This is a genomic window from Sinomonas mesophila (assembly GCF_001999765.1).
GTDB classification, from domain to species: Bacteria; Actinomycetota; Actinomycetes; order Actinomycetales; family Micrococcaceae; genus Sinomonas; species Sinomonas mesophila.
The window spans coordinates 1-4574 of record NZ_KV908323.1; the positions used below are offsets into that span (position 1 = coordinate 1).

General features: G+C 69.8%; 3 protein-coding genes and 1 pseudogene. All 4 read left to right on the top strand.

Going from position 1 to position 4574, the window contains the following annotated elements:
- Positions 1-62: 62 nt before the first annotated feature.
- Positions 63-1193 carry an N-methyl-L-tryptophan oxidase gene (gene solA, locus BV907_RS01935; RefSeq protein ID WP_077487983.1) on the top strand — a complete coding sequence of 377 codons (1131 nt, stop codon included), beginning with the start codon at positions 63-65 and terminating at the stop codon, positions 1191-1193.
- 74 nt (positions 1194-1267) lie between these two features.
- Complete coding sequence (locus tag BV907_RS01940) at positions 1268-2521, top strand: aspartate aminotransferase family protein (RefSeq protein ID WP_077487984.1); 1254 nt, start codon at positions 1268-1270, stop codon at positions 2519-2521.
- 53 nt (positions 2522-2574) lie between these two features.
- Positions 2575-4029, top strand: a complete 1455-nt coding sequence (locus BV907_RS01945) for an NAD-dependent succinate-semialdehyde dehydrogenase (RefSeq protein WP_077487985.1) — start codon at positions 2575-2577, stop codon at positions 4027-4029.
- Positions 4030-4388: 359 nt separating this feature from the next.
- Positions 4389-4574, top strand: a pseudogene (locus BV907_RS19225) (aminotransferase); the annotation flags it as partial.

Here is a 4574-nt window from a genome sequence, read left to right on the forward strand (position 1 = left end):
GCGAGGTCCTGACCAACCCGCAGGAGTCCCGCACCCAGTCCTTCCTCGAGAAGGTGCTCTGAGTGGACGGGAAACTGGCCGTCATCGGCCTCGGCAGCATCGGCAGCATGGCCCTGTGGCAGGCCTCGCGCCTGTCCGACTCGGTGGTCGGCTTCGAAGCGAAGGTCCCCGCCCACGGCCGAAGCGCCGTGGGTGGGGACACCCGCCTCTTCCGCCTGCTCTACCGCGGGAACCCCAGCTACTACCCCATCCTGCAGCGCTCCCAGCGCCTGTGGGCTGAGCTCCGGGAGCAGGCTGGCCAGGACGTCCTCCTGCGCTGCGGCGGGCTGTTCATCGGCACCGAGGACGGCCCGTACATCCCGCGTCTGCTCGAGACGGCGCGGGCGACCGGGGCCGAGCACCGGATCCTCTCCCGCGAGGAGATGGCCGAGCGGTACCCGCAGCACCACCTGCGCCCGGACGACGTCGCCGTCTACGACCCCCACGCCGGCGCGCTGCGCACCGACCAGGCCGTCACCGCGGCGGTCGCCGCAGCCCAGGCCAACGGCGCCACCGTGCTCACCGACACCCCGGTGGACGGGATCCGCGAAACCGCCGACGGCGTCGTCGTGACCTCCGGGGACCGGTCCTGGACCTTCGAGAACGTCATCGTCGCCTCGGGCGGCTGGTCCCGGAAGCTCCTGCCGGAGGCGCTGCGGGCGCACACCCAGATGAAGAGGGTCTTCCTCTCGTGGTTCGTCGCGAAGGATCCCGCGCTCTTCTCCCCGGAGCGGTTCCCCATCTTCATCCGGATCTCCGGGGAGCGCTCGATGTACGGTGCGCCGAGCGTCGACGGGGCCACGGTCAAGGCCACGCTCGACGGCCGCGGCAAGCCCGTGCCCGGGTTCGAGGCCATCTCGAGGGACTTCACCCCCGAGGAGATCGCCGAGACCACCGAGACCGTGAGCGAGTTCTTCCCCGGCCTGTACCCGAACATCGTCCGCACGGACGCGTTCCCGGACCTCTTCACCACCGACAGCAACCCGCTTCTCGGCCGGCTGGAGGAAGGCAGCAGGATCTACTGCGCCACTGGGTTCTCCGGCGCGGGCTTCAAGATGGCCTCCGGATACGGCGAGATCGCCGCCCTCGAGGCCCTGGGCAAGGAGACAGTCGAGAACCTCGACTTCCTGCGCCCATCCAGGTTCACCACCTAACCCCTCTGAGCAGCGGCGGCCCCTCGAGGCCGCCGCTGCCCAGTCCCAGCCCTCGATCAGCAAGAAGGCACGGAATGGCAACCCTCAGCCCCCTCCTCAAGCAGGCGACGCCGGTCGTCGTCGACTATGCGTCCGGCAGCTGGATCCACGCGACGGACGGCAAGAAGTACCTTGACTTCACTACGGGGATCGGCGTCACGAGCACTGGTCACTGCCACCCCGAGGTCGTCGCGGCCGCACGTGAGCAGGTCGGCAAGATCGTGCACGCCCAGTACACGACCGTCATGCACCAGCCGCTCCTCGAGCTGACCGAGAGGCTGGGCGCGTTCCTGCCCGAGGGCCTCGACAGCGTCTTCTACGCCACCACGGGCGCCGAAGCCGTGGAGGCATCCCTCCGCCTCGCGCGCATGGCCACCGGCCGGCCCAACATCATCTCCTTCCAAGGCGGGTTCCACGGCCGGACGGTCGGAGCGGCCTCGATCACGACGGCGGGCACGAAGTTCCGCTCGGGATTCGCGCCGCTGATGGGGGGCGTCCACGTGGCTCCCTTCCCGCACGCGTACCGCTACGGCTGGGACGAGTCGACCGCCGTCGACTTCGCCCTCAACGAGCTGGACCACCTCCTCGTCACGATGAGCAGCCCCGAGGACACCGCGGCCTTCATCATCGAGCCCGTCCTCGGCGACGGTGGCTACATCCCCACGCCCTCGGGCTTCCTGCAGGGTCTCCGGGACCGGGCGGACCGCCACGGGATCGTGCTCATCATCGACGAGGTCCAGGCCGGCGTCGGGCGCACAGGCTCCTTCTGGGGACACGACTGGTCCGGGATCCGGCCCGATGTCCTCATCACGGCCAAGGGCCTCGCGAGCGGCTACCCGATCTCCGCGATCGCCGCCTCGGCCTCGCTCATGGGCAAGGCCCGGCCCGGTTCCCAGGGTGGGACGTACGGCGGAAACGCCGTCGCCGCTGCCGCCGGCGTGGCGACACTGCGGGTCATCGAGCAGGAAGGCCTCGTCTCCAACGCCCTCGTCCGGGGCGACGAGCTGCGGGCCGGGCTCGACGGCCTCCAGACCCAGTTCCCGGTGATCGGCAACGTCCGTGGCCGCGGCCTCATGCAGGCCCTCGAGTTCACGACGGCGGCCAACACCCCGGACCCGGAGACGGCCCTCGCTGTGCAGCAGGCCGCGGTCAAGGAGGAGCTCCTGCTCCTCACCTGCGGCCCGAATGGCAACGTCATCCGCATCATCCCTGCCCTGAACGTGACGAGCGACGAAGTACAGGCCGGCCTGACCAGGCTGACGCAGGCTCTCAAGGCCGCCACCACCTGAGCGCCCGCCCGGGCGTCGACTCCCTCCACCCCCTCATCAGACGAAAGATTGACATGAGCCCTACTCTCGATCCCACCACCCTCCGCACGGAGCTGTACATCGACGGCGCGTGGCGCAGCGCGACCGGCGGTGCGATCTTCCCTGTGGAGAACCCCGCGACACACGAGGTCCTCGCCCACGTCGCCGACGGCGGCCCGGAGGACGCGATCCTGGCCATCGAGGCCGCCGGCCGCGCGCAGGCGGAATGGGGCCGGTCGACGCCGCGCCAGCGGGCGGAGATCCTGCGCCGGGCCTACTACCTCGTGCTCGCCAACACCGACCGCCTGGCCTCGATCATGACCGCCGAGATGGGCAAGCCGCTGGCCGAGGCCCGGGGCGAGGTCGCGTACGGCGCCGAGATGCTCCTCTGGTTCTCGGAGGAGGCCGTCCGCATCGGCGGTGACCAGACCACGTCCGTGGATGGCAGCACCCGGATCATGATCACGCAGGAGCCCGTCGGTCCGTGCGTGCTCGTGACCCCGTGGAACTTCCCCCTCGCCATGGGCACCCGCAAGATCGGGCCGGCGGTGGCGGCGGGCTGCACCATGGTGTTCAAGCCTGCCGAGCTCACGCCGCTGACCTCGCTGGCCCTCGTGGAGATCTTCAAGGAGGCCGGCCTGCCCGACGGCGTCCTCAACGTCGTCACGACCTCCAGCCCCTCCACCGTCGTCGGGAGGTGGATGTCCAGCGGCATCGCACGCAAGATCAGCTTCACCGGCTCGACCCAGGTCGGCAAGATCCTGCTCCGCCAGGCCGCTGACAACGTCATGCGGTCCTCCATGGAGCTGGGCGGCAACGCTCCGTTCATCGTCCTCGCCGACGCTGATGTCGAGCGTGCCGTCGACGGCGCCATGAAGGCCAAGATGCGGAACATGGGCGAGGCCTGCACCGCCGCAAACCGCTTCTTCGTGCACCGCACGCTGGTGGACCAGTTCGCCGAGAAGCTCGCCAAGAGCATGTCGGAGCTCACGGTCGGCAACGGCGCGGAGGCGGGCACCGAGGTTGGCCCCCTCATCGAGCAGAAGGGCCTGGACAAGGTCGAGAGCCTCGTCGCGGACGCCGTGGCCAGGGGCGCGCGGGTCCTCACCGGCGGAAGCCGCCCCGAGGGCCCGGGCTACTTCTACAAGCCCACCGTTCTGACGGATGTTCCCCTCGACGCGGAGCTCATGAGCACGGAGATCTTCGGCCCGGTGGCAGCCATCACCGCGTTCGACAGCGAGGACGAGGTCATCCGCCTCGCGAACGACACCGACTGGGGGCTCGTGGGGTACGTCTTCACCGAGAGCCTGGACAAGGCGCTCCGCTTCTCGAAAGACCTCGAGGTGGGGATGGTCGGTGTGAACACCGGTATCGTCTCGAATCCGGCAGCCCCCTTCGGAGGCATCAAGCAGTCCGGCCTCGGGCGTGAGGGCGGCAAGATCGGCATCGAGGAATACCTTGAGTACAAGTACACGGCCGTAGCCGGCTGACAGGCACTGCGCATGTGAAGAAGGAGGTCAGGCCCTGAAGGGCCTGGCCTCCTTCTCTTCCTCGACCCAGCCCGGCGTCGTCGTGCGCGGCTCCCAGCCCGGGGCGCCGTTCGTGCTGGTCACGACCTGGTCTGAAGCGTGGCGGGGCAGCCCGGGTCGCCGCGGGCTACCGGGCCGCCGGCCAGGCGGAGGCGGGTGCCGACGCCGTCGAGGGCCCCCTCGCCGGCGCCCGACGGGCCGCGCGGCCAATTGGACAATCTGCTAGGACATAACCGAATTCTGCCTCACAGAAGTGACAGTCTGTTCGAGTGAAGTTTTGTAACTTGTGCAGTGGGGCGCTTCACACCTACGGTCCCTTCATGACCATCTTCCAGCGCGCAGGGCTCGAGGCCATCCCCCCGTACCGGCAGGGTTCCGTACCTGCGCGCACGGGCGGGCTCGAGCCGCACAAGCTCTCCTCGAATGAGAGCCCCTACCCGCCGCTCCCGTCGGTCGTCGCCGCCGTCGCCGCCGCGGCGGGGGGGGCCCCCCCCCCCCCCCCCCCC

Excerpts from the sequence above, each read along its gene's own strand:
- BV907_RS01940 (WP_077487984.1), top strand. The coding sequence starts at position 1,268 with ATGGCAACCCTCAGCCCCCTCCTCAAGCAGGCGACGCCGGTCGTCGTC.
- BV907_RS01945 (WP_077487985.1), top strand. The coding sequence starts at position 2,575 with ATGAGCCCTACTCTCGATCCCACCACCCTCCGCACGGAGCTGTACATC.